General features: G+C 43.9%; 25 protein-coding genes and 6 pseudogenes. 18 read left to right on the top strand and 13 right to left on the bottom strand.

Translation table 11 applies throughout. From position 1 onward, the window contains the following. Positions 1–280: 280 nt before the first annotated feature. The 3 genes from AAE250_RS22115 to AAE250_RS22105 are packed head-to-tail and all read left to right on the top strand — an operon-like array spanning position 281 to position 1,299. On the top strand, positions 281–535 hold the full coding sequence (locus AAE250_RS22115) for a hypothetical protein (protein ID WP_005868768.1): 255 nt from the start codon (positions 281–283) through the stop codon (positions 533–535). A 45-nt stretch (positions 536–580) separates the two neighbouring features. Beyond that, positions 581–907 (top strand): hypothetical protein, encoded by a 327-nt coding sequence (locus AAE250_RS22110; RefSeq protein ID WP_008771452.1) that lies wholly within the window; start codon positions 581–583, stop codon positions 905–907. Positions 908–921: 14 nt separating this feature from the next. Next, positions 922–1,299, top strand: a complete 378-nt coding sequence (locus AAE250_RS22105) for a hypothetical protein (protein ID WP_008771453.1) — start codon at positions 922–924, stop codon at positions 1,297–1,299. A 61-nt stretch (positions 1,300–1,360) separates the two neighbouring features. On the opposite strand, the gene AAE250_RS22100 is transcribed toward AAE250_RS22105, so the two are convergent. The 5 genes from AAE250_RS22100 to AAE250_RS22080 all read right to left on the bottom strand — a co-directional run bounded on the left by AAE250_RS22100 (position 1,361) and on the right by AAE250_RS22080 (position 2,800). After that, positions 1,361–1,633: a hypothetical protein gene (locus AAE250_RS22100; protein ID WP_005868772.1), complete on the bottom strand. Its 273-nt coding sequence runs from the start codon at positions 1,631–1,633 to the stop codon at positions 1,361–1,363. Next, positions 1,630–1,914: an HU family DNA-binding protein gene (locus tag AAE250_RS22095; protein WP_008771454.1), complete on the bottom strand. Its 285-nt coding sequence runs from the start codon at positions 1,912–1,914 to the stop codon at positions 1,630–1,632. The genes AAE250_RS22100 and AAE250_RS22095 overlap by 4 nt, the downstream gene beginning before the upstream one ends. Before the next feature lie 99 nt (positions 1,915–2,013). Beyond that, entirely contained in the window at positions 2,014–2,241 is a 228-nt protein-coding gene (locus tag AAE250_RS22090; RefSeq protein WP_008771455.1) for a hypothetical protein, read from the bottom strand. Continuing rightward, positions 2,238–2,558, bottom strand: a complete 321-nt coding sequence (locus tag AAE250_RS22085) for a type II toxin-antitoxin system PemK/MazF family toxin (protein WP_008771456.1) — start codon at positions 2,556–2,558, stop codon at positions 2,238–2,240. Before AAE250_RS22085 ends, AAE250_RS22090 begins: the two co-directional genes overlap by 4 nt. After that, positions 2,552–2,800 carry an AbrB/MazE/SpoVT family DNA-binding domain-containing protein gene (locus AAE250_RS22080; RefSeq protein ID WP_008771457.1) on the bottom strand — a complete coding sequence of 83 codons (249 nt, stop codon included), beginning with the start codon at positions 2,798–2,800 and terminating at the stop codon, positions 2,552–2,554. Before AAE250_RS22080 ends, AAE250_RS22085 begins: the two co-directional genes overlap by 7 nt. Before the next feature lie 409 nt (positions 2,801–3,209). Here AAE250_RS22080 and AAE250_RS22075 point away from each other — a divergent pair. The 3 genes and pseudogenes from AAE250_RS22075 (at position 3,210) to AAE250_RS22065 (ending at position 5,046) form a co-directional block, all read left to right on the top strand. Next, positions 3,210–4,062: pseudogene (locus tag AAE250_RS22075) on the top strand (virulence RhuM family protein). Between the two features lie 49 nt (positions 4,063–4,111). After that, on the top strand, positions 4,112–4,408 hold the full coding sequence (locus tag AAE250_RS22070; protein ID WP_229102851.1) for a hypothetical protein: 297 nt from the start codon (positions 4,112–4,114) through the stop codon (positions 4,406–4,408). A gap of 41 nt (positions 4,409–4,449) precedes the next feature. After that, complete coding sequence (locus AAE250_RS22065) at positions 4,450–5,046, top strand: recombinase family protein (protein ID WP_005868781.1); 597 nt, start codon at positions 4,450–4,452, stop codon at positions 5,044–5,046. Between the two features lie 112 nt (positions 5,047–5,158). Here AAE250_RS22065 and AAE250_RS22060 read toward each other — a convergent pair whose 3' ends face one another. From AAE250_RS22060 to AAE250_RS22040, 5 genes are all read right to left on the bottom strand, one after another. Continuing rightward, positions 5,159–5,473, bottom strand: a complete 315-nt coding sequence (locus AAE250_RS22060; protein WP_259031508.1) for a hypothetical protein — start codon at positions 5,471–5,473, stop codon at positions 5,159–5,161. Positions 5,474–5,905: 432 nt separating this feature from the next. Further along, positions 5,906–6,316: a hypothetical protein gene (locus tag AAE250_RS22055; RefSeq protein ID WP_005868783.1), complete on the bottom strand. Its 411-nt coding sequence runs from the start codon at positions 6,314–6,316 to the stop codon at positions 5,906–5,908. Positions 6,317–6,492: 176 nt separating this feature from the next. After that, positions 6,493–7,119, bottom strand: coding sequence for a JAB domain-containing protein (locus tag AAE250_RS22050; protein ID WP_005868785.1), 627 nt, complete (start codon positions 7,117–7,119; stop codon positions 6,493–6,495). Between the two features lie 881 nt (positions 7,120–8,000). Continuing rightward, positions 8,001–9,209, bottom strand: a complete 1,209-nt coding sequence (locus AAE250_RS22045; RefSeq protein WP_005868786.1) for a hypothetical protein — start codon at positions 9,207–9,209, stop codon at positions 8,001–8,003. 203 nt (positions 9,210–9,412) lie between these two features. Further along, positions 9,413–9,586 carry a hypothetical protein gene (locus tag AAE250_RS22040; protein ID WP_224201638.1) on the bottom strand — a complete coding sequence of 58 codons (174 nt, stop codon included), beginning with the start codon at positions 9,584–9,586 and terminating at the stop codon, positions 9,413–9,415. Between AAE250_RS22040 and AAE250_RS22035 the strand changes: the two are divergent. The 5 genes and pseudogenes from AAE250_RS22035 to AAE250_RS22015 form a co-directional block, all read left to right on the top strand. Further along, a pseudogene (locus AAE250_RS22035) lies at positions 9,568–10,827 on the top strand (IS1380 family transposase); the annotation flags it as partial. The gene AAE250_RS22040 and the pseudogene AAE250_RS22035 sit on opposite strands and share 19 nt — an antisense overlap. Before the next feature lie 114 nt (positions 10,828–10,941). Next, the gene (locus AAE250_RS22030) at positions 10,942–11,334 is read left to right on the top strand and encodes a MobC family plasmid mobilization relaxosome protein (protein ID WP_005868789.1); all 393 of its coding nucleotides are present in this window, start codon (positions 10,942–10,944) and stop codon (positions 11,332–11,334) included. Beyond that, positions 11,331–11,666, top strand: a pseudogene (locus AAE250_RS22025) (relaxase/mobilization nuclease domain-containing protein); the annotation flags it as partial. The gene AAE250_RS22030 and the pseudogene AAE250_RS22025, both read left to right, overlap by 4 nt. 561 nt (positions 11,667–12,227) lie before the next feature. Then, complete coding sequence (locus AAE250_RS22020; RefSeq protein WP_008777661.1) at positions 12,228–14,033, top strand: reverse transcriptase/maturase family protein; 1,806 nt, start codon at positions 12,228–12,230, stop codon at positions 14,031–14,033. A gap of 105 nt (positions 14,034–14,138) precedes the next feature. After that, positions 14,139–14,756: pseudogene (locus AAE250_RS22015) on the top strand (relaxase/mobilization nuclease domain-containing protein); the annotation flags it as partial. A gap of 21 nt (positions 14,757–14,777) precedes the next feature. Here the strand turns inward: AAE250_RS22015 and AAE250_RS22010 are convergent. Next, positions 14,778–15,413 carry a helix-turn-helix domain-containing protein gene (locus AAE250_RS22010; protein WP_224201639.1) on the bottom strand — a complete coding sequence of 212 codons (636 nt, stop codon included), beginning with the start codon at positions 15,411–15,413 and terminating at the stop codon, positions 14,778–14,780. An 86-nt stretch (positions 15,414–15,499) separates the two neighbouring features. On the opposite strand from AAE250_RS22010, the gene AAE250_RS22005 reads away from it, so the two are divergent. Further along, positions 15,500–15,649, top strand: a complete 150-nt coding sequence (locus AAE250_RS22005) for a hypothetical protein (RefSeq protein ID WP_004329303.1) — start codon at positions 15,500–15,502, stop codon at positions 15,647–15,649. Between the two features lie 47 nt (positions 15,650–15,696). Here AAE250_RS22005 and AAE250_RS22000 read toward each other — a convergent pair whose 3' ends face one another. Continuing rightward, positions 15,697–16,596 (bottom strand): helix-turn-helix domain-containing protein, encoded by a 900-nt coding sequence (locus tag AAE250_RS22000; protein ID WP_004329302.1) that lies wholly within the window; start codon positions 16,594–16,596, stop codon positions 15,697–15,699. A gap of 130 nt (positions 16,597–16,726) precedes the next feature. On the opposite strand from AAE250_RS22000, the gene AAE250_RS21995 reads away from it, so the two are divergent. The 5 genes and pseudogenes from AAE250_RS21995 (at position 16,727) to AAE250_RS21975 (ending at position 21,717) form a co-directional block, all read left to right on the top strand. Next, positions 16,727–17,503: an MBL fold metallo-hydrolase gene (locus AAE250_RS21995; RefSeq protein ID WP_004329300.1), complete on the top strand. Its 777-nt coding sequence runs from the start codon at positions 16,727–16,729 to the stop codon at positions 17,501–17,503. Continuing rightward, complete coding sequence (locus AAE250_RS21990; RefSeq protein WP_004329299.1) at positions 17,500–18,168, top strand: radical SAM mobile pair protein A; 669 nt, start codon at positions 17,500–17,502, stop codon at positions 18,166–18,168. The genes AAE250_RS21995 and AAE250_RS21990 overlap by 4 nt, the downstream gene beginning before the upstream one ends. Further along, positions 18,165–19,040 (top strand): radical SAM mobile pair protein B, encoded by an 876-nt coding sequence (locus tag AAE250_RS21985; RefSeq protein WP_004329298.1) that lies wholly within the window; start codon positions 18,165–18,167, stop codon positions 19,038–19,040. The genes AAE250_RS21990 and AAE250_RS21985 overlap by 4 nt, the downstream gene beginning before the upstream one ends. Continuing rightward, positions 19,041–20,402 (top strand): annotated as a pseudogene (locus tag AAE250_RS21980) (hybrid sensor histidine kinase/response regulator); the annotation flags it as partial. Beyond that, on the top strand, positions 20,395–21,717 hold the full coding sequence (locus tag AAE250_RS21975; RefSeq protein WP_005775887.1) for a sigma-54-dependent transcriptional regulator: 1,323 nt from the start codon (positions 20,395–20,397) through the stop codon (positions 21,715–21,717). The pseudogene AAE250_RS21980 and the gene AAE250_RS21975, both read left to right, overlap by 8 nt. A gap of 432 nt (positions 21,718–22,149) precedes the next feature. Here the strand turns inward: AAE250_RS21975 and AAE250_RS21970 are convergent. After that, positions 22,150–22,599, bottom strand: a pseudogene (locus tag AAE250_RS21970) (hypothetical protein); the annotation flags it as partial. 10 nt (positions 22,600–22,609) lie between these two features. Here AAE250_RS21970 and AAE250_RS21965 point away from each other — a divergent pair. Next, on the top strand, positions 22,610–22,771 hold the full coding sequence (locus tag AAE250_RS21965; protein WP_229077694.1) for a hypothetical protein: 162 nt from the start codon (positions 22,610–22,612) through the stop codon (positions 22,769–22,771). Positions 22,772–22,982 lie beyond the last annotated feature (211 nt).

Genomic DNA, 22,982 nt, shown 5'->3' with positions numbered 1-22,982 from the left:
GTTTCGGCAATGCCGAAGCTCCGGATGATGACCATTGCAATCCCGCCCACGTTTGGAACTTCTCTTTTCTGGTTTACCCATAATCAGCCGCATAGCGGATGACTACGGGAAAGCCGGGAATGAGAACAGCCATTCCGATGAAGGGGAGGGTGGGAAAGAATACTGCGTGAACGCAAAAACACAGTATGCCATCTTAAAACAATATCTTTAAAAAGTTTTTCAGAAGAAATGCTTACCAATATCCTAATAATTATTACTTTTGATAACATAATACAACGATATGGAAAAGAAAAAGATTACAATAGAGGTAGAACCAGCTACAGCCGTAGCTACCGTCGGTTTATTGCGTGGGATATTTCCCAGTATCATCGAACAACTGGAAAGGCAAGCCGCAACAAACGGCAGCCCCTTAAAATTCAATAAAGTAGAAAATATGCAAGAAGTATTGGATGAGATTTATGAAAAGTGCATTGCCGAAACGAACCTCCGGGAGTTTGCCCAGGCGCACTTAAATAGTGACGGATTACCTAACTGATACAGAAATACGGAATCTGCCAGCCATCCTTATTCCAAATAACAAATGGTACAGAATTACACACCTGTCATGTGGGATGACAAAGCATTTGCCTTTGTCCCCTACGAAGCATTCGGTGATTTGCCACATTATCCCAAAGAAAAATGTGAGCAAATTTGCAAAGAGCTGAACAGCCTTATAAGACTATGTACTTATAGACCGAAAAAGGAAGATATTTATTTTCATCCGGTAAGTTATGTATGTCGTTCCGGAGGTTTCATAGTTACGGATAATCAGGCATCCTTTGAGGAATGCCCCTATCCTGCTTGCGCAGACCGTCATAGCTGCCAAAAAATATGTGATTTGATGAACCGTATCATTGAAGAGTCTTAATTATATAAGATACCATGGAACATCCAAACTCCAAATGCAGAATAGCGCAAGCTGAATATTTAAGTCGGCTACCTGAAGAAGAACGGGAAAATAAGGCCAGAGATATTAGAATCGGAAACGCCAGCTATATTTATCACCAACAAGCGGTTCCAATCCAAGAAAACAGATTGATAATGTATTATAAAGAGTGGTTGGAAGATCTTCCTCCCAATATTTCACGCCATATGAGAATGCTCGGATTTGAAGCATGTAAGACAATGATTCCGTTTACGAGATATGTGAACGAAAGAAACGATATTGGTATGCGTGACTGGATGCAAGAGCATCTTTCACCGGGTGACTTCAACTATTGGCAGGAACTTTCGAAAAAAGCAGGTTCGCCAACATTTTAATCCCATCCCGTTCAATACGCTGCCTGAAGAATAAAAGGTGCGTATTAAACGAGAATATTTTTTAGCGTTTAGTCATCTCTTCCCGCACCAGTTCCGTTTCTGTTGGGGAGAGTTTCGGCAATTTGACAGTTGCCGGACTTTCTAACTGGTAAGCCTTCACCTCATTGATAAGCAGCTGCCAGTCAAAAAGAAATTCTTCGGAACAACCATGTTTACGATAAATTTCTTTTGCTGCCTCCAAGATCTCAGGAGCGCAAAAATCGTCTCCCTGAAAGACAACTGCCGGACGATCATTATTGATACAGTCTCTCAATAATCGTAACTGATCTTTCATTGTTTACCCATTTTTACCATTGTCAAAAATTCGTCAGACGGTTTAAATGCCGGTATGTTATGAGCCGGAATAATCATAGTAGTATTCTTAGAGATATTCCGGGCTGTCTTTTGCGCTCTCTTCTTCACTATGAAACTACCGAATCCACGAAGATAGACATTTTCCTCCTTGCCCAACGAAGTCTTTACCTCGTTCATGAATCCTTCCACAACAGCAAGCACCGCTTTGCCGTCGATGCCGGTTCTGGCAGATATTTCCTTTACGATTTCCGATTTAGTCATTTCTTTATAATTTGAAAATTAGCGTGCAAAGATAATTAATCCAATGGATTATTTAAAGTCTGGCATCCGCAGCAAGCCCTGCCCTCGCCCAATGGAGTGTTACTTTACATTAAAGTATTCTATAAACATATCCTTTAAAGAGATGATTCGGTTTGCTCCATGGTCAAAATCTCCATGAAGCTGGCACAGATCATCAAAGATATCCTGGTACTCTCCATCACTGTTAGTCAGTTCCTGGCTCCCATGCTTGGCATAGGCTTCGGCACATTTTTTAAGATACTCCGCAAAATCCTTACAAGTAGGTTTATTCTCTTTCTCTTCCATCATTCACAAAACATTTGTCGAAACACTTCTTTCAGTTCCTCTATTTCCCTGTTGTTAAGTTCTCCAATTTTTCGTTTTATACGGCTTTTATCCACCGTGCGAATTTGATCAGTGGCTATCTCTCCTTCACGCCCGGCTACAGAACACAGAACCCGGTAAGGATAGTTCCTTATCGTGGAGGTTATCGGAACAATGACTACTGTTGTAAGGTACATATTCAAATCTGAAGGAGTGACAACAACACATGGCCGTGTCTTTGCCATTTCACCCCCACGGGTAGGGTCTAACTCTACCCAATACACTCCATACTGTTCTACCATGTCCAATCCTCAAACTTTTCATCCTCAAACACATCAGGGATAAGCAACTCATCATCCCCATTCTCATGGGCACGTTTGGCAGCTTCCGCCCATCCCTGCCGTGGTTGTGCCTTTATCACAATATTGTTCCCGTCCAAAGAAACGCTCACAGTCGATTTCAAGGACAAACGCAACTGTTTCAATATTTCGGAAGGAAGTATTATCCCCTTGCTGTTTCCAATCTGAATAATATTCGTTACCATAATGTTATAACTTTATAAGTTGATTATCACGATACAAATATAGATAAAGTTATAACAACACCAAAAGAAAAACTAACTTTTTCCCATTTTCACCGATAACCCGGCCAACGGCTTCACTCGTCGAGAGTGCTGGTGTATCCCCTTGCCGTACGGCGCTCCCCGACATATGATTCTTATCATGTCTTGTGTCCTTTTCTCCGGCTTCTAACAAACAAACGTGCATTAAAATGTTTCCATTTGAATTTTAGTTATTTGATACCCCAACTATGAACAACAAGACAGCAGAATGTTTCTGTTTTATTAAAATAAAAAGGGAACAAATTTTTAAGGTAATACTTACGGAAAAAACAGACTTTATAACGTTTCTTTTTCGTACATTTGCAACAATATAATAAAAGCGAAACATATAATGGAGAAGCAAGGAGAAATCATACTATACCAACCGGATGAAGCTGTAAGGTTGGAAGTACGTTTAGAAGATGAAACCGTTTGGCTCACACAAGCGCAGATAGCAGAACTTTTTCAACGTGACAGAACCGTTATTACCAAACATATAAATAATGTTTTTAAGGAAAAGGAATTGGAAGAGAAAAGCAATGTGCATTTTTTGCACATTGCTAATTCCGATAAGCCTGTCAAGTTCTTTAGTCTAGACGTAATAATTTCAGTTGGATACAGAGTTAAAAGCGTAAGAGGTACGCAATTCAGGCAATGGGCAAATAAAATTTTAAAAGAATATTTATTGAAAGGTTATTCTATAAACCAACGGCTCAATGACATGGAATATAGAATGAACAATAGATTCTTCCAAATAGAGAAAACCATTGCTGAACATGATGCAAAGATAGACTTCTTTGTACGCACCTCATTGCCTCCGGTGGAAGGTATATTCTTTGACGGTCAGATATTCGATGCGTATAAGTTTGCTACAGATTTAATAAAGTCTGCCAAATGCTCACTTGTGCTTATCGACAACTATGTAGATGAATCCGTGTTACTCATGTTGAGCAAACGAAACAGTGGAGTATCAGCTACTATTTATACACAAAATAAACGCACAGCTCCAACTTGATTTAAACAAACACAATGACCAATATCCTCCCATTGAAGCTAGAACCTACAAAAGTAGTCATGACCGCTTCTTAATCATTGATAATACGGAAGTATATCATATTGGGGCATCGCTAAAGGATTTGGGCAAGAAAATGTTTGCTTTCTCCAAACTGGAACTTCCTGCCCATACGATAATTGATGTATTATGAAATAAGCTAATCACCCATGCGAGAAGCGGAAGAGAATATAAAATTCAAGATGGAAATTGACGTATTGGTTCCCATTCCACGTACTGTCACCCGTGATTTCACCAGTTTGAAGCACCTGCGTCAATGGCAGAAACGGAATGACATCGATGGTTCTCTTTACTGTTTTGCACACCGGGAATACCTGCTCAACGAAAAGGGAGAATGGGAACAATTTACCGTTATCGGCAAACAGGTAGTGACTATCGGAGAACTGGAAAGGCTTCTTTTGGCAATGAAGCAAAAGGGGTTCAACCAATACAGCCGTGAGGAATATGAAGAATTAATGTCTTCATATTTGAAAAAGTGAAGAATTAAAACCTTCATTACACATTTAAATACGAAAACAGGATGAAAATAGGATATGCCCGTGTTTCCACCAAGGAACAACATCTGGATATGCAACTGGAAGCGTTGAAGGCTGCCGGATGCGAGAAAATCTTCTCTGAGAAAATGACCGGACGTCAACAAAACCGCCCGGAACTGGATGCCTGCCTGAGCTTTCTCCGGGAAGGCGACACACTTGTCGTATATAAGCTGGACCGGCTTGGCCGTTCGCTGAAGAATATCCTTACGCTATTGGAAGATTTCAAGAATAGGGGCATCCAATTCACCTCACTGCAAGACAACATCAGTACGGAAGGCGCAATCGGCCAACTGATGAACAACATTCTCGGTGCTTTCGCTCAGTTTGAAAGAGACCTTATCTATGAGAGAACCCAAGAAGGCAGAAGAATCGCCAAGGAAAAAGGTGTCAAATTCGGCAGAAAGACACTTATCAACAAAAACAACATCGCCAAGCAGAAAAGCTGCATCCAACTCTATGAATCCGGAACGCCGGTAAGGGAGATACAGAAAATATTAAACATAGGCAGTAGCGGAACAGTATATCGCCTATTAAGAAGGAATGGAATTGCGCTGAAATCCGAGAACAAAAATAACAAATAACGAATAAACCTCTGCCCATCCTTCAAAGATGATTCTCAAAGATCGTCTGCAATTCCACCTCTCAGCAAGATTATAGGAAAGTCCCCTTCACGGGGACTGATTTTTTTTAATTTTAATACAATAACTCCATGCACTCCTGTACCGCTTTTTCCAATGCTTCTTCCAAACAACAAAAAGCGTCCGCATTACTTTCGGAGTCATACAACACATAATCTCCAGCCCTCACAACCACATGCCAGACCGCCACGTTTTGTTCTGTTTGAAACGTATATTCACGAGTCTGTATCATCCATTGGATACATGCTGCCAGTGTCGGGCACTCGCACATATACATCGGGGTATTCCTTCCCTCAATATCGGTGCGTAGCCTATCCTGTTTGTCATACCAATACTCACAAGGCACGTAATAGTATAATTCCTTCATCATAAGAGCTGTGTCGCTATTAACCAATCTCTCTTTGTTGATTTGTGTAATCAAATTTTCCATATTAGCATTATTTAAGTTGAACATCTGATTTATTCTTCAGCTAGATTCAAGACCTTTTCATTTTTTGTATCGGGAAGGTCTTTGGTCAGCCGACCTTTTTTTTGATGTCATTCCCCATCTGAGTTCTGAGCCTTTTTTCGGCATATCAAGGTCTGGATTGCAAGCAATAAGCCAAGTTTCACTTATGGAAAATGTCGGGAAGACACTTCTTCATCGTTATTTTCCATACAGTAAAGGCGCATGGCCGTAACTTGCCATTTGCGGAATCCCGAAACCTTTGCCGAGCAAAAAGCCGGACTCGGATCGGAGGAAAGAAGCCGGGGGAGGCAGCCCACAGAAAGGGCAATCCGATACAATCAAGAAATTAACCTGCTATACCCTTGTGCGAGTGAAATAATCCATCATAGACACTACATACCTAAGTAGTGGTATCAATACACCGATCACATATATCATAGCGTAGCCCAAAAGGACAAAAGGTAATGTTTTACGATAAAGACATGCAACAGCGAGCAATATAAACGAAAAAGAAAAGCCATAAACCCCATATTGAAAACCGGGTATCAACTCATAAACAGGTACGGGTTCCGGATGAAGCATGGCTCCGGCCACAATAGAATAAAGGCTGGTCAATAATATAAGCAGCGTATATAAGCAACTCTTAAGAATCCTGGGATCATTCCTTTTACAATAGAGAATCGTTCGGATATCACTTCTAAGAAACTCAATGCCCAGTAAGAGAGCCACCATAACGCCTGTATCAAAAGTAGAAAATACATTCATTCCGATCACCTTTGGCGCGAAGATATGTATTTATTCTGAAAAGCCACGTCTTTGCGTATTTTACGATGTCGCATCCGATAGTCCGGGAAGCATTTTTTTGGTTCTTTTTTGGGGTGACTGCCAAAAAAGAACCCCGAAGCCGAAATCCCGGGCAGACGGGATTTCTCCCGTCCACCTTACCTATTTTGCAATCTTCCCTCGTCCGCATAGCTATAATAGTTATTGCCTGCCACAATCACATGGTCAACCAAACGGATGTCTAATGTTTCAGCGGCTTTTTTAACTGCTTCCGTCAAGCGGTCATCCGCACTGCTGGGCTTGCGTGCTCCTGATGGGTGGTTATGTACCATGATAAAAGATACGGCGTTATAATACAATGCCTGCTTCATGATAACCCGTATATCCACAGGGGCGGTATTTATCCCGCCGCATGAGATACGGACTTTACGGATGAGTTTGGACGAACTGTTCAGCAACAGCACCCACATCTCTTCAGTAGCTATATCGCACAAAACAGGATGCATCATTTTATAAACATTATTGCTGGATAAAAGCGCAGGACTTTCAACTTGCCCTTCTTTCAGCCGTTTATATAGCTCAATCGCCGCATAAGCGACTTTTTTACGGCTGGGTGTTAGTGTTTCCAGTACATCAGACAAGCACAATCCTTCTATTTCCATCTGTTCATACTTATATTCTTCACGTTTCAGTTTCTCACTGTTCGTCAAGGTATAAATCAACTCGCTGTTTTCCATCACCCGATAAACGTCATTCACTTCAAATACGGTTCTCTTCGTTTTCATACTGCCAAAAATTAAAAGATTAATACTCGCAAACATCGCTTGTCGCCCCAACCATAAATTTTTCCTCAACTGATTGGGAACAGTGCATTGAAGAGAAAGCGGGAAAGACGGATCAGAACGGGATTGAACTGGTAAATACTACCTCCCGGAATGGGAGGATGGAGATTTGGCTTTTCAATATCGGGCGTTCCGGCCACGCCTACCTTCGCAATGTTCCTATCAGTTCAGGAAAAAATCATCATACCTCTCTTCCGGCATAGCCGGAGCGTAGAGCGTTAGGGATAGCAGGGAAAAGCCTGGAGGGTAACGAGGACTTGCAACGAATAGCCCGGTCAGAAGGGAACGCCCTGAAAAACTAATTCGGATACAGAAGATGAACAGAACCGCCTTCCAATCATATAAAAAAACGTGAAAATCAACACATACTTCCGAAAAATCTTTTTCCGAAAGTACGTATAGGGCATGTGAAGGGAAAATTTATTTTCCCAGTCATTTCTATGTTATCGCTTTGGGGATATTTAAAGGGGTTAGGAGTTTAGGTCTTTATTATGTATTTTGGTGGATGGTTTTACACAGCCGATACCTTTTATTTAAAAATTTCTCTCTTTTATTTCACTGATATACCGACATATAAAAAAAACAGGGATTACCTATTCCCTTCATTAACGGGTGGACGGTTTTACACAGCTGACAAGTGAAACCGGACGCTTTTACACAACTAAAGCAAAAGGAGTGGACGGTTCTACACAACTAGAAGCAACAAACGGGACACTTCTACACAACTAAAACAGGCAAAGCGGATGACTCCACACATCTAATCACCCCAATAGGGACACTTCTACACAACTAATTCTATAAAAAACCGTGAAACGTGGACGGTTCTACACAGCTGGATCGTCCATGTTCACCGCCCCGTCCGTCTCCGGAGATATGAACTCTTCAGGAGCAGGAGCAACTTCCGTTCCATTGGCACTCTCCAACTCTTCCTGTGCCCATCCTTCCGGAAACCTGCCGAATACAGCCACGAAATCACTGATATATATCTGTTTCTTCTTTTCTACGCTTTCCGGGGAGTTTGCCCATAAAAGGAACTCTTTATACAGTCCGGCATCTTCCTCCACCTCTTTGATCTTCTTCCTCCTGACAGCCATATCCGTGTCCGGGTAGGCAATCTCGACATACAGCCCAAGCAGGTTCTTATAGAATTTCTTCACCACGACAGCATATTGTCCTTCATCAAAATAGTGCAGCGTATGCCTAGGAAACGAGAACAACACGGTATATGCCCATCTCTCATGATCGCCTTTCACAAAAGAGAAATTGAAATTGGTATATTTCAGGTAAGTATTCATCTTTTTCAGTATCGAGGCGACCTTCTTTTTCCGGTCTTTGGGTTCGGCAATCTCTATGCCGAGCTTTTTAGCCAGCTGATCGACTGTCAGCACATAAAAAGGAGCCTCATTCTTGGTGGTCTTATACTTGATCAGGTAAACCATCTTGGAAAGTTCCAGATAGAAATAGCGGTAACGGCTGGGCAGGCTACGGTAATCCTGAAGTTCCAAGAGGTTATAGAGCGAGAACATGAAATTCTTTATCTCCGGGCTTACCACTGCCGAGTACAGCCTTTTCGTTGACTTCTTCGTCTTGAAATCGGTCATTATGTCGAAACGTTTCAAGATCTGCACGAAATTATAGGATGTACGGCCATCCTCGCCAATGGTCGGATAGCAGAGGTTCTCCAATCCCAGTTTATAGAGAGCCGCCTCAAAAACCGTCTCGATAGGATGGCTGATTCTCTGTCCTGCCGTGTCGGTACATACATATTCCGGCTGCATATTCTTTCCGAACATGGCCGCGAGCTGCCGGCTATCCAGCTTGCGCTGCAAGTTGGTACGGTCATACCCCATCTTACGGCAGAAGTCTTCTACGGAGAACCAGGAAGTCCCGAACAAGTCTTTGAGGTGATAGCTGCCCAGGTATATGATCAGATCGAGCATGACATTTCCACCTGCCTCATACAACCGTTCAATCAGCACGGAATTATAGCTTTCCCCAAGCACCCTAGGGACACGAATCAGTTCTTTTGCCATGATAATACTTACAAAATCAATCCTTTCTCTGTTTTCATTGCCACAAAGATAGGCATACCGGCCAACATACGCGTCATAATTATCAATCAGTTTTAACGGTATGACCGGTATGGGAAAAGGAGAAGTACTTTCCTGAAGAATGCTTTATCCGCCCTTCATCAGAAAGAAAGCATCTTACACCTGTACCCCATAGACATCCTATATTACTTTTTCAGTTCTTCCGATAAAAAGGAACGGTCTATCAATACTTGCACCAATGGTTTCTCTTTGACAAACTCATCAAGCTCACGCTTTATCAATTTATTGCCCAACCCTATGCGTCGTCCAAATTCCTCGAAATCCTTCCGCCCTACCTGATGAGCAATTTGACTCCACATTGTCATCTGTAATCGACTCAACCCTCGGTCTAAGGTGTAGATCGTTAGGTTATCAGTACAGCGAAATCATCCGTTCTCTCATGAGTATCTACTTCTGTGGTGGCTCATGTATTGAGGATGTCACTACTCATTTGATGAACCATCTCTCGCTTCATCCGACACTTCATACTTGTAGTTCTGATACTATCCTCAGAGCGATAAAGGAACTGACGCAAGAAAACATCTCATACACATCAGATACGGGTAAGAACTACGATTTCAACACGGCTGACACTCTCAATACTTTACTGCTCAATTGTATGTTTGCATCTGACCAACTGAAAGAGGGTGAGAAGTATGATGCAAAGCCTACATACAAGAAGTTCTCTGGTTATCGCCCTGGCGTGGCGGTTATTGGTGACTTGATTGTTGGCATTGAGAATAGCGATGGTAACACAAAAGTTCCATTTCATGGCACGTTTTCTCGCCATGGCAGAGCTTAAGTAAACTTAGCTCTGCTCATCTGGCTTAACGAAAACCTTCGTTTTCATCAGAAGGACACGCTGAAGAGGTTCTTTGAGAGATTTGAACAGAACAGGCTCACTATCAATCGTTTCAGAGCTGATTGCGGATCATGTTCCGAGGAAATCGTGGAGGAAATAGAGAAACACTGCAAGTCCTTCTATATCCGCACTAACCGCTGCAGTTCGCTCTACAATGACATATTTGCTCTCAGAGGCTGGAAGACTGAGGAAATCAATGGCATTGAGTTTGAATTGAACTCTATCCTTGTTGAGAAGTGGAAGGGTAAAGCATACCGACTTGTGATTCAAAGACAGAAACGGATGGATGGTGTGCAGGATCTTTGGGAAGGAGAATACACATACCGTTGTATCCTGACTAACGACTATGAATCTTCCGTAAGAGAAATTGTCGAGTTCTATAACCTTCGTGGAGGAAAGGAACGTATCTTTGATGATATGAACAATGGTTTCGGGTGGGACAGATTGCCCAAATCCTTCATGGCCGAGAACACTGTGTTCCTTCTTCTTACAGCACTTATCCGTAACTTCTACAAGGCCATTATCCAAAGACTTGACGTAAAGAGGTTCGGACTCAATGCAACAAGTCGCATAAAAGCGTTTGTCTTCAGGTTTATCTCTGTACCAGCCAAGTGGATCAGGACATCAAGGCGGTATGTGCTGAATATCTATACCTGTAACAATGCTTACGCAGATATTTTTCAGACTGATTTTGGATAACGCCTACAACTTATGGGTATGATACTGCGTATTGTCTCAAGTCGCATTGTGGGGTAAGGGGATGTTGTAGGCAGAAGTGGGTGTTTCTGCCTCAATTTATCTGATAATTCAGTAATGAGAGGACGTGTACACGCAAGAAGGACGTTGAAGGGCTTAGTTGCGGATTTGAGGCAGGTAAGAAAATACAAAGAATTAACAGCAACCGAGAAACTGAAATACCGTATCGCAGTGAAAATGACGGCAGCCGACTACTTCCGCCTGCTGACACGATCGCATGAGGCGGGCGTATCACCAAGCGAGTACATGAGGGAATGTTTCCGTAACGGTCATGTGAAAGAACGGCTGTCGGAGGAACATGCCGGATACATCCGCCAACTCTGCGGCATGGCTAACAATCTCAACCAGCTTGCGCGTAAGGCAAACGCCGGAGGCTTCCACGATGAACGGTGGGACTGCAAGGTGGCAGTGGCAAGGATTCATGAACTTATAACCAAGATAGGGATATGATGGCGAAAATCGTAAAAGGAAGCGACTTCAAGGGTGCGGTGGATTACATCATCGACAAGAAGAAGGATACGCAGATAGTAGCAAGCGAAGGCTTGTTTATGGAAAATCTGGAAACTATCGCCATGAGTTTCAATGCCCAGTCACGGATGAACGATAAGGTGACAAAACCTGTCGGACATATCGCGTTGAGTTTTTCCAAAGAGGATGAGTTACGGCTGACGAACCGTATCATGGCAGGCATCGCGCTTGAATATATGGAACGGATGGGAATCAAGAATACGCAGTTCTTCATCGCCCAGCATTTCGACAAGGAGCATCCGCACGTGCATGTGCGCCCATAAGGGCATATAATAAATGTATTGGTAGCGCAATACCTGACACGAGTTTACAAGTCTGTCATCAACCGGCTTATCCGAAGGGGAAACCCAAAGGGGAGTATAGCATACCGGCAAATCCATAAGTCAACTAATCGTCATGTTGCGACTGAATGGGAAGATGAAATGATAAGTATGAGGATAAAATCCGTATTGATTAAACGATAGCCTGAGCGGACAAATGCGGGTCTATGACGAAAGACGATTAATGGCGTCATATTGTGATACTCCGTTATCATGTGCATGTAGCGGAAGCGTAAACTGATCACAACGCAATTGCGGTAAGCAATAAAAGGTGGATGTCGTATCCGACAACTTATCGAGCTATAGTTATTATATGTCTAAATGGGGATTGCCTAACCCAAAATGCCAGTTGTAAGGCTATAAGGTTTCAGACCTTTGAATATTTGGCATGGCAACGGAGTCTCCGTAGTAGTCTGAGCAAGGGAAAGCCTTGTACATGGCAAAGGGAGACAGCTAATATTTTTAATACAATTAACGGAAAATGTGTGAGACATTATGAGAGATCCAGAAAGAGTATTAAACAGTCTGGCGCAGCAAAGTAAAATCTCAATGTACAGATTTGAAAGGCTATATCGGATTCTGTTCAATAAGGAAATATATTATGTTGCTTACCAAAAGCTATATGCAAAGGAAGGTAACATGACTCCCGGAGTTGATGGAAAAACCATTGACGACATGAGTATATTCCGTATTGAACAATTGATTGAATTGCTCAAAAGTGAGCAATATCAGCCTGTATCATCAAAAAGAATTTATATTCCGAAGAAAAACGGATCTAAACGACCTTTGGGAATACCTTCTTTTGATGATAAACTGGTGCAAGAGGTTATCCGTATGATTTTGGAGGCGATCTATGAAGACAATTTTGAGAGTTGTTCTCATGGATTTAGACCAAACAGAGGATGCCATACGGCACTATCCCGTATCAAGGATACTTTTACAGGTTCCAAATGGTTTGTTGAAGGAGACATTAAAGGATTCTTTGATAATATCGATCATGATATTTTGATAAGAATACTTGAAGAAAGAATTTCTGACAACAGGTTCATTAGGCTAATCAGAAAGTTCCTGAATGCTGGATACATGGAGGAATGGACATTTCATAGGACATACAGTGGAACACCACAAGGTGGAATTATTAGTCCAATACTGGCTAATATCTATCTTGATAAGTTCGACAAATATATGAATGAATATATCCATAACTTTAATGAAGGCAAAAAACGCAAACCCGATACAGTTTATGCAAAATATGCATTGAGAAAAATCAGAGCCGAGCGAAAACTTAAAATTGAAACAGATAAAAAGAAACGTGAGTTTTACCTGAATCGCATTAATGAATGTTGTAAAGCCCGTAACAACTATCCAAGTTTAGATGAGATGGACAGTAGCTACAGAAGATTGAAATACATCCGATATGCAGATGACTTTTTGATTGGAATAATCGGAAGTAAAGCAGATTGTGTTAAAGTCAAGAAAGACATCAAAGATTTTCTTGGAGAAAAACTCAATCTTGAATTATCTGACGAAAAAACATTGATAACCAATACAAAGAAGAACGCAAAATTCCTCGGATATGAAATCGGAATCTACAAAACAGATCAAACAAAACGGATTGGTAAAGGAACTGCTCAAAGATACTACAGGTCAAAAGTCTTTTTAAAAGTATCTATGGATACAATGAAAAAGAAACTCTTCGAGTATGATGCTATCAAACTGACCTATCATAATGGGAAAGAGAGATGGCATCCCAAGGCAAGGCCTTGCATGAAGAATAATGACGACTTGGAAATACTTTGCCAGTACAATGGGGAGATACGAGGCTTTTACAACTATTATTCATTGGCGAATAACAGTTATACTATTGATTCTTTTTATAATATCATGGAATACAGTATGTACAAAACCTATGCTTGCAAATATAAATCATCAGTTCGCAAGGTTCTTCGAAAATACAGTAAAAACGGAGAGTTTGGAGTTGACTATATCAAAAAGAATGGGAAAACAGTACGGTGCGAGTTTTATCATGACGGTTTTAAGCGCAAGCCTTTAAGTAGAATTAAATTCAATGATGATCAACCGCTTATTAAAATCACAAGAACGAGCCTAATCGATAGGATAAAAGCCAATAAATGTGAGATATGCGGAGCAGAATCGGTATTATCGATGCATCATGTGAAAAAGCTCAAAGATCTGCAAGGAAAAAGGATCTGGGAAAAACACATGATTGCCCGCAGACGAAAAACCATTGCGGTATGCCATGATTGCCATTGGAAAATTCATACAGGGAAGTTAGACTGATAATATTAGTGGAGAGCCGGATACGTCGAAAGGTGTAAGTCCGGTTCGGGGGCGAGTACTTGGAAACCTAACATAGCAATATGTAAAGGCGCTGGGTGCTTAGCCTACATTGCTTTCAACCGCATAGACAACAACGGCAATACCATATCGGACAGGCACGAGCGTCTGCGCAGTACCCGCATCTGCAAGGAATTGACCTTGAAATACGGCTTGCATATGGCTGGCGGAAAGGACAATGTCAAACGCAACCGCCTGAAAGAGCCAGACAGGACGAAATATGCGCTTTACGACATCATCAAAATGGAAGTCGGCAGATGCGGCAACTGGAACGTGCTTATCGCCAACCTGAAACGGCAGGGAGTGGAAGTACATTTCAAGCATAAGGGGCAGACCAGCGAGGTGCAGGGTGTTGTATTCTCCATGAATGGCTACCATTTCAACGGCTCCAAAGTGGACAGGCGTTTCAGTTATTCCAAGATTGACGCGGCTTTGCAGCACAACAGATGCAGGGAACGTATGGGAATAACAGCCGGAATATATGAAACGGCTACACCAAGCGCACCGTCCGGCACGGCACAAAGCGAGTTGTTCAACGGCTCTTGGGGATTGCTAAAAAGCAGTGGCTCATCTTATAACGCTGCTGATGCGGAAGCCAATCAGGAAATGGTGGATATACTTCGCAGAAGGAAGAAAGTTAAGCGCAAGAGAGGTGTTGGGTTCTAATATTCTGTACTAATCCAATTCTCACGACACTTGCGCTCTATATTCATTCGGAGTGTAACCTACCTCTTTCTTGAACAGTCGGGTAAAATGTTGCGGGTACTGAAAACCGAGATTATAGGCGATTTCATTAACGGTGTCGTCTGTAGATGCAAGTTCCGTCTTGGCTATTTCAATAGACTTGTCATGAATGAAATGCAGGGCGGTTGAACCTGTTTCTTTTTTCAATAAATCACTGAAATAGTTGGGCGAGAGGCAGAGCTTGTCTGCACAATACTGTACAGTGGGCAAGCCTATCCGTTTAGCAGCCCCATCATGGAAGTATTCGTCAAGCAACCGCTCAAATCTTGCGAGGATGTCTCGGTTTTGGTTGTCGCGTGTGATGAACTGACGGTCATAGAAACGTGTGCAGTAATCAAGGAACGTCTTGATGCTGTCTGTGATGAGGTTCTTGCTGTGACGGTGTATCGGATGGTTCAATTCATATTGAATCTTGTGGAAGCAATCCATGATGATTTGCCGTTCTTCCACACTAAGGTGCAATGCCTCGTTTGTCTCGTAGGAAAAGAACGAATATTCACGCATTATCCGCCCGAGAGGTGTATTCCGCAGCAGGTCGGGATGGAACATAAGCAGGTAGCCATCTGGTTGGAACTGCATGCCGTCATCTTCCGCACCGAACACCTGTCCGGGCGCGATAAATATCAGTGTGCATAATTATTCCTAAGTCTGTGAAACCGGAACGCATGAAGCAGAATCTCGACATATTAGACTTCACCCTGTCGGCCGACGACATGGCACGGATAAAGACGCTGGATACCGACAAGCCTTTCTTACTCGGCTCGCACGAAGATCCAGAAATCGTAAAATGGTTCATGCAGTACAAAAACGCCTGAACATCAACAACCATATTTCGATAGCCGCTATCGACTATATTAAGAAGTTATTCGTATATGCCTTTATTGTAATCCGTCATGTACTGAGTAAATGTTTTGCCTGTTTGCTGTTTGAAGAAGCGCATGAGATGGCTCGGATCAGAGAAATTGAAATCATCCGCCATTTCACTGACAGTGCGGTTGGAGAATAGCAATTCGTTCTTCAGTTCCTCAAGCAGACGTTGTTTTATCAAATGGGTAGCTGATACTCCGAATTGGGCTTTTACTGAGTTATTGAGTGTGATGCGACTGACATGAAGCATGTCTGCATATTCCTGCACCCGCTGGTGGGTGCGGATATTCTGTTCCAACAAGTCCTTGAACCGAAAAGCGAAATTGTTTTTAGCAATTTCAGCGGGCAAGCAATAGGCGGCAGCGTATGTACGATTGATAATCAGCAAAAGATAATATAGTAAGGAAACAATGATATTGTACGTATCGGACACTGGATTCATCAGCTCATACTTAATCTTTCCGAGCAGCCGCATATATTCCTTCATTTCGTCATGTGTGGCATTGATGTAAGGCGGCGTATCTGTCTGGTAACAATACAAAAGGCGAAAAACGAAGAACTTGTCGGCGATAAAAGTACGCATGAAATCTTCGCGGAATATAAGGAACGTGTAATCCAACGCCGTCTCATCTACATGCCACTCTTGTTGCTGATGGGGTGAAAGCAGGAGAACCATGCCGTCGCGCAGTTCAATCTTGCGGAAGTTCAGTAGCAAATATCCGTTTGCCTTACGGAAAAAGTAGAAGCTGAAGAAGTCTGTCTTAAACCGCTTGTTTTCTGTCAGCACAAGTCCGATGTCCTTGTTTATGGCAGTATTGATGTAAAAATCCACGCCGCAGCGTGTCTTGTTGAACGGTACGCTGACCAGTCGATCAGGGTTGATTATCTCGTCCATATCCTTGTCGTTTTTGCAAAGATAATAATTTCATTTATCAAAATGGCATAATTACCGTTTTTTCAGGCATAGATGTTTCGCCGGATTCTTCCGAACTTTGCACCCGTAATCAATAACAAGACATATAGTCATGAAAAAGACATCTACAGTACAATTGGTGCGCAATGCCACCTTGAAAATCAGGTATGCGGGACACACCATGCTAATTGACCCCGTTTTAGCCGACAAAGGCACTTTGATATCGGCCCTCGGTGTGAATAAAACACCGAGGGTACACCTCACCATTCCTATTCAGGATATTATCGGAGGCGTGGACATGGTGCTCCTGACCCACAATCACATCGACCATTACGAGCCGAGTGTCCCCACACATTTGCCCAAAGAAATTCCTTTCTACGTTCAGCCCCAGGACGCGGACGCCATCAGAAACGACGGATTTACAAATGTGATACCCATCGAAGAAATAAAAACAATAGACGGCATATCCATTTACCGCACGACCGGACATCATGGTTTCGGGCAGATCGGGCAGATGATGGGACCTGTATCAGGTTATGTGCTAAAAGCCGAGGGCTTCCCGACCGTTTATATAATGGGTGACTGCCGATGGGAAGCATGTATCCGAGACACCGTGGAACGGTTCAATCCTGACTATATCGTGGTAAACTCCGGAGGTGCAATCTTTCCCGAATTTTCCAAAACGGACGGTCCTATCATCCCCGACGAGAACGAAGTGATGCAGATACTTGACGAATTGCCTTCGCATATCAAGCTGATAGCCGTACACATGGATGCCATCGACCATTGCCAGACCACCCGTGCAATTCTGCGCAATGAGGCAACGCATCACGAAGCCGACATGAGCCGGCTGATTATCCCGGAGGACGGAGAAACAGTTGTGTTATGAGTGTCTGCATTAAATCCCTGATAAAAAACATGAACATAGTGGTAGGGTGCACTATAGGATGCCCTTACTGCTATGCCCGTAACAACTGCCGCCGTTTCCACATTACCGACGACTTTTCCGTGCCTGAATACATGGAACGAAAACTGCGCATCATCGATACGTCCCGTCCTCATGTGTGGCTCATGACAGGAATGAGCGATTTCTCCGATTGGAAGCCTGAATGGAACGCAGAAATTTTCGAGCGGATCAGCAGCAATCCCCAGCACGCCTATATCTTTCTGACGAAGCGCCCTGACAAAATCAGTTTCTCCTCTGACGACGAGAACGTATGGATGGGCGTGACCGTTACGCGCAGTTCCGAGAAAAGGAGGATTGATGATTTGAAAAAGAATATCAAAGCACGACACTACCATGTCACGTTTGAACCTCTCTTCGATGATATCGGCGAGATTGATTTCGAGGGAATTGACTGGATTGTCATAGGCACAGAGACCGGAAACCGAAAAGGAAAGTCATATTCGCGCCCCGAATGGGTGCTTAGCATTGCAGAACAGGCAAAGGCTCATGGCATACCGGTGTTCATGAAAGAGGATTTGCTGCCGATTATGGGCGACGAAAGAATGATTCAGGAATTGCCGGAACAATTTACCAGACGAATACAATGAATATGGATACAATAAAGGAAATAGATGTAAAGAGTGTAATGACCAAATCCTCTCTGCCGGTGGGAGGATATTCGGTCAACCCTTATGTAGGGTGTCCCCACGCCTGCAGGTATTGCTACGCATCGTTCATGAAACGGTTCACCGGGCACACCGAGCCGTGGGGTACGTTTTTAGATGTAAAAAACTGGAAGCCGATAACGAATCCTCATAAATACGACGGTGAACGTGTTGTAATAGGGTCTGTGACGGACGGTTACAATCCGTATGAAGAAGAATTCCACCGTACCCGAAGGCTGCTCGAAGAGCTGCGAGGAAGCGATGCCGAGATTATGATATGCACAAAGTCCGATCTTGTCCTTCGCGATCTCGACCTGTTGAAGAGTTTTCCCAAAGTGACTGTGTCATGGTCTGTCAATACGCTCGACGAGCAGTTCTGCGCAGATATGGACAACGCCGTAAGCATTGAACGCCGTCTGAAAGCGATGCGTCAGACATACGAGGCAGGTATCCGCACCGTATGCTTCGTCTCGCCCATATTCCCCAGAATAACAGACGTAAAGGCAATAATAGAGGAGGTAAAAGATTATGCTGATTTAATCTGGCTTGAAAACCTGAATTTACGCGGGCAGTTCAAAGGCGGGATAATGACGTATATCCGTGAGAAGTATCCTGACCTCATACCGCTTTACGAGGAAATTTACAATAAAAAAAGGCTTGAATACTGGCAGGCATTGGAGCAGGACATTTCAAATTACGCCAAGGAGCAGGGCTTCCCGTATCGTATAAACGATCTGCCATACGGACGCTCGGAAAAAGGCAAACCTGTCATCGTAAACTACTTCTACCACGAAAAAATACGATTGACAAAATGAGGCTATGCCGGACTGATGCAGAAAAGTTGTAGCGCGGATAAAAGCACCATGTATGTGGATAATATCCGGCAATCTTCCGAGCGTATGCGGGAGATGCTCAACACGCTGCTGGATTTCTTCCGTCTGGACAACGGCAAGGAGCAACCCAACCTTTCCCCTTGCAGGATTTCCGCAATCACGCATATTCTTGAAACGGAGTTCATGCCCATTGCCATGAACAAGGGGCTGACTTTGATAGTGGAGAGCCACACCGATGCGGTGGTTTTGACCGACAAGGAACGTATCCTGCAAATCGGCAACAACTTGTTGTCAAACGCCATCAAGTTCACGGATAACGGTAGTGTATCATTGGCAGCGGATTATGATAACGGTTTGCTGAAACTTATCGTTGAAGATACCGGTACGGGCATGACCGAAGATGAGCAACAACGAGTATTCGGTGCATTTGAACGTCTTTCAAATGCCGCCGCAAAAGACGGCTTCGGATTAGGATTGTCCATCGTGCAGCGTATTGTGGCGATGCTCGGTGGAACTATACGCTTGGAAAGCGAGAAAGGCAAAGGGAGCCGCTTCACGGTGGAAATTCCCATGCAGACAGCCGAGGAACTGCCGGAACAGACAATTCAAGCGCAAATGCGCCATAATCATATCTGCCATGATGTGATTGCCATCGACAATGACGAGGTACTTCTCCTTATGTTGAAAGAAATGTATGCCCATGAAGGGATGCACTGCGATACCTGTACCAATGTTTCGGTACTGATGGAGCTGATACGAAAAAAGGAATACAGCCTGCTTCTGACGGATCTGAATATGCCTGAGATAAGCGGTTTTGAACTGCTGGAACTGTTGCGCTCATCCAATGTAGGCAACTCGAAGAGTATTCCCATAGTCGTGACAACCGCTTCGGGCAGTTGCAGCAAGGAGGAACTTATAGGGCGTGGATTTGCCGGATGCCTGTTCAAGCCGTTCTCCATATCCGAACTGATGGAGATTACGGATAAATGCGCATTAAGCAGCATATTGGATGAAAAGCCGGATTTTTCCACTCTGCTATCTTATGGCAATGAATCCGTCATGCTGGACAAACTGATAGCGGAAACCGAAAAGGAAATGCAGGCGGTCAAGGATGCAGAACAGCGTAAAGACCTCCAAGAACTGGACACACTTACACACCATCTGCGAAGTTCATGGCAGATTCTCCGTGCCGACCAGCCATTGAGGGAACTTTACGCCCAACTTCATGGAAGTGCCACTCCAGATGACGAAGCGATATGCAAAGCGGTGACCGGCTGTGCTGGATAAAGGTGCTGAAATTATCCGGCAGGCAAAAGAAGAAAGGAAAAATACGAAAATGGATAAAACAAGAATCATCGTGGTGGAGGACAATATCGTGTATTGCGAGTTTGTCTGCAACCTGCTGGCACGGGAAGGATTCCGTACCGTGCAGGCTTACCACCTCTCGACCGCGAAGAAACTTCTGCAACAAGCCTCAGACGGGGACATCGTGGTTTCTGACCTACGACTACCCGACGGTGACGGCATCGACCTATTACGATGGATGCGCAAGGAAGGCATGACACAACCGTTAATCATCATGACCAACTATGCCGAAGTGCATACGGCAGTCGAAAGTATGAAACTCGGCTCGCTGGACTATATCCCCAAGCAGCTTGTGGAGGATAAACTTATGCCTCTGCTTCATACCATCCTGAAAGAACGGAGTATCGGACGAAATCGTATGCCCGTTTTTGCCCGTGACAGTTCCGCCTTTCAGAAAATCATGCAACAGATAAGATTAGTTGCCCCTACTGATATGAGCGTGCTGATATTCGGAGAGAACGGCACGGGCAAGGAGCATATCGCCCACCATCTGCATGATAAGAGCAAAAGGGCAGGGAAACCGTTTGTGCCTGTGGACTGCGGTTCACTCTCCAAAGACCTTGCGCCCTCGGCATTCTTCGGACATGTCAAAGGCGCGTTTACGGGTGCGGACAGCACAAAGAAAGGATACTTCAATGAGGCAGAGGGTGGCACATTGTTCTTGGATGAGGTAGGCAATCTCGCATTGGAAACCCAGCAGATGTTACTCCGTGCCATACAGGAACGGAGATACCGCCCTATAGGTGACAAGACGGACAAGAGCTTCAATGTCCGCATCATCGCCGCCACCAACGAGGATCTGGAGAAAGCGGTCATTGAAAAACGTTTCCGACAGGATTTGCTGTACCGTTTGCACGACTTCGAGATAACTGTTCCGCCCTTGCGTGACTGTCAGGAGGACATCATGCCGTTGGCGGAGTTCTTCCGTGAGATTGCCAACAATGAATTGGAATGTAGCGTGACTGGGTTCGATGCGGAAGCCCGTAAGACATTGCTGACCCATCCGTGGCCGGGTAATGTCCGTGAGCTTCGGCAGAAGATAATGGGCGCGGTGTTGCAGGCACAGACGGGAGTTGTCATGAAAGAGCATCTGGAACTTGCCGTAACGAAACCGACCTCACCTGTCAGCTTCGCCTTGCGAAACGATGCGGAGGACAAGGAACGCATCTTACGCGCGTTGAAGCAGGCAAACGGAAACCGCAAGGTTGCCGCCGAATTGCTCGGAATCGGACGTACAACGCTGTATAGCAAGTTGGAAGAGTATGGATTAAAGTATAAATTTCAGCAATCATAGCCCGCAACTTGCCGAAAATAGAAGTAACGGTTAAACCGGATTATTCAGCGAAGATAAAAAACGTCCTGTGATAAAAATCATGGGACATTTTGATGTGTATCCGATTTTTATTGCTACTTTTGTACCAAGACGAGAGACATTGACAGCAACTCACAGCAGAACGTAGAAATAGACAGGGTTGCCAAATCATTACCTCATTTTTACCTTATCCTCAGAACTGCTTGCTAATAAAGTGGTTATAAAAATCTTCCAGAATTAGCGAAAATACTGAATATATGGCGGATTTGCCATGACGATTTACTTTCAACACCCTATTTTGATATAATCGAGGGCTTGTTGTATGGTATCCTTGCCATTATGTCATATTGATGGAAAAAGGCAGGAAAAGGAATGGTATGTTCCCAATCCTGCCATATATATCCGCACACTCGTTCACATTTTTATACCTTTCGGTTTGCACTCGTCACGGACGTTGAATCCCGGCCGCCCGATGATGATATGGTCGGCAATAAAATTGCCAGACGGACTGCGTTCATTCACCGGGCTGCGTATCTGCGGCACATCTTCGGTGTGTTGTGGAGCTACGTTTCGTACACCTTCCGCATCCGGTTTGACCTCCTGTCCGTCATTCTCCTTTTCGGCGACTTCGGGCGTAGGCGGCTCAAGCTCCAACTGTATCTTTCGGTCGAGTGCTGCAAGTTCGGACTTCAACTGTTTCAGTTCGTCCTCCTTCTTCCATACCTTCCCGGCTATCTCCTACAACTGTGGGACCTCCTTTTCCTGCACCTCGTTCTTCGCTTTGTACTGGTCAATGATGGACGGAATCCTCTCCTATGCGTTCAGGAAATTGCGTGCGGCGGCTACCGGGTCAGCCATCGCCAACATGCAGCCTATGTCATACAAGGATACTGATACTACGGGAGAACCTGTCGAGCATGTGACAGAACCGGACAAGCAAATTGCGCATTCGGCTCTCGGTGACTACGGACCATTCAGTGTGAAATACGCCACGAAGGAATTTCTCAGCTACGGGAACAAAAAGTTCCGCATATAGATTCTGATTTTGCTTGTTACAGATGGAAGCAACGGCAATATGCCAGAGGAGGCCGGGCTATACAAAAAAATAAGGGGCTGTACACATGCGTCAGCTCCTTGTTTTTAAGGGGATATTCGACTTTTAGCCCCCCAAAAGATCAATATTGTTATGTACAACCGTCCAACCTGCGGGTAAAGTGCGCAACTCGGACCTGGACAGCAAGCTGAAA

Source organism: Bacteroides sp. GD17 (assembly GCF_038448625.1).
GTDB lineage: Bacteria > Bacteroidota > Bacteroidia > Bacteroidales > Bacteroidaceae > Bacteroides.
This window is presented reverse-complemented; position numbering and strand designations above follow the sequence as displayed.

Bases quoted from the DNA above. Each gene is read 5' to 3' on its own strand.
- AAE250_RS22115 (WP_005868768.1), top strand. From the start codon at position 281: ATGGAAAAGAAAAAGATTACAATAGAGGTAGAACCAGCTACAGCCGTA.
- AAE250_RS22110 (WP_008771452.1), top strand. From the start codon at position 581: ATGGTACAGAATTACACACCTGTCATGTGGGATGACAAAGCATTTGCC.
- AAE250_RS22030 (WP_005868789.1), top strand. From the start codon at position 10,942: ATGAGAGGACGTGTACACGCAAGAAGGACGTTGAAGGGCTTAGTTGCG.
- AAE250_RS22045 (WP_005868786.1), bottom strand. From the start codon at position 9,209: ATGGCAAAAGAACTGATTCGTGTCCCTAGGGTGCTTGGGGAAAGCTAT.
- AAE250_RS22055 (WP_005868783.1), bottom strand. From the start codon at position 6,316: ATGAATGTATTTTCTACTTTTGATACAGGCGTTATGGTGGCTCTCTTA.
- AAE250_RS22065 (WP_005868781.1), top strand. From the start codon at position 4,450: ATGAAAATAGGATATGCCCGTGTTTCCACCAAGGAACAACATCTGGAT.
- AAE250_RS22070 (WP_229102851.1), top strand. From the start codon at position 4,112: ATGGAAATTGACGTATTGGTTCCCATTCCACGTACTGTCACCCGTGAT.
- AAE250_RS22005 (WP_004329303.1), top strand. From the start codon at position 15,500: ATGAAGCAGAATCTCGACATATTAGACTTCACCCTGTCGGCCGACGAC.
- AAE250_RS21995 (WP_004329300.1), top strand. From the start codon at position 16,727: ATGAAAAAGACATCTACAGTACAATTGGTGCGCAATGCCACCTTGAAA.
- AAE250_RS21990 (WP_004329299.1), top strand. From the start codon at position 17,500: ATGAGTGTCTGCATTAAATCCCTGATAAAAAACATGAACATAGTGGTA.
- AAE250_RS22040 (WP_224201638.1), bottom strand. From the start codon at position 9,586: ATGTGGAGTCAAATTGCTCATCAGGTAGGGCGGAAGGATTTCGAGGAA.
- AAE250_RS22085 (WP_008771456.1), bottom strand. From the start codon at position 2,558: ATGGTAGAACAGTATGGAGTGTATTGGGTAGAGTTAGACCCTACCCGT.
- AAE250_RS22060 (WP_259031508.1), bottom strand. From the start codon at position 5,473: ATGATGAAGGAATTATACTATTACGTGCCTTGTGAGTATTGGTATGAC.
- AAE250_RS21985 (WP_004329298.1), top strand. From the start codon at position 18,165: ATGAATATGGATACAATAAAGGAAATAGATGTAAAGAGTGTAATGACC.
- AAE250_RS22010 (WP_224201639.1), bottom strand. From the start codon at position 15,413: ATGCAGTTCCAACCAGATGGCTACCTGCTTATGTTCCATCCCGACCTG.
- AAE250_RS22050 (WP_005868785.1), bottom strand. From the start codon at position 7,119: ATGAAAACGAAGAGAACCGTATTTGAAGTGAATGACGTTTATCGGGTG.
- AAE250_RS22000 (WP_004329302.1), bottom strand. From the start codon at position 16,596: ATGGACGAGATAATCAACCCTGATCGACTGGTCAGCGTACCGTTCAAC.
- AAE250_RS22100 (WP_005868772.1), bottom strand. From the start codon at position 1,633: ATGAAAGATCAGTTACGATTATTGAGAGACTGTATCAATAATGATCGT.
- AAE250_RS22080 (WP_008771457.1), bottom strand. From the start codon at position 2,800: ATGGTAACGAATATTATTCAGATTGGAAACAGCAAGGGGATAATACTT.
- AAE250_RS22105 (WP_008771453.1), top strand. From the start codon at position 922: ATGGAACATCCAAACTCCAAATGCAGAATAGCGCAAGCTGAATATTTA.
- AAE250_RS22090 (WP_008771455.1), bottom strand. From the start codon at position 2,241: ATGATGGAAGAGAAAGAGAATAAACCTACTTGTAAGGATTTTGCGGAG.
- AAE250_RS22020 (WP_008777661.1), top strand. From the start codon at position 12,228: ATGAGAGATCCAGAAAGAGTATTAAACAGTCTGGCGCAGCAAAGTAAA.
- AAE250_RS22095 (WP_008771454.1), bottom strand. From the start codon at position 1,914: ATGACTAAATCGGAAATCGTAAAGGAAATATCTGCCAGAACCGGCATC.
- AAE250_RS21975 (WP_005775887.1), top strand. From the start codon at position 20,395: ATGGATAAAACAAGAATCATCGTGGTGGAGGACAATATCGTGTATTGC.
- AAE250_RS21965 (WP_229077694.1), top strand. From the start codon at position 22,610: ATGTCATACAAGGATACTGATACTACGGGAGAACCTGTCGAGCATGTG.